Raw genomic sequence first — 228 nt, forward strand, 5'->3', positions numbered from 1 at the left:
TCTTGACCGCCGGGATCACCTTGGTTTCCCATACCCGCAGGCTGCCGTAGGCCAGCAGGCTGGTGCGCTCGGTGCGGCGCGAGCACCAGGTCAGGCGGTCGGCATCGGGCTGGCCGACTTCGATCCAGTGCAGCACCCGGTCATCCAGGCTTTTTTCCCACAGCGCCGGCTCGTCGACGTCCGACAGGCCGCGACCGAACGACAGCTGCTCGTTGTACCAGAGGGCAT

General features: G+C 66.7%; 1 protein-coding gene. It reads right to left on the minus strand.

All coding sequences use genetic code 11. The annotated features are described in order from the left end of the window. Positions 1-228, minus strand: a 228-nt coding sequence (locus tag RRF55_RS28390; RefSeq protein ID WP_439419354.1) for a YaeQ family protein, incomplete at both ends; no start/stop codon positions are given.

This window comes from Klebsiella sp. K47 (assembly GCF_051858335.1).
Lineage (GTDB): Bacteria > Pseudomonadota > Gammaproteobacteria > Enterobacterales > Enterobacteriaceae > Klebsiella > Klebsiella pneumoniae.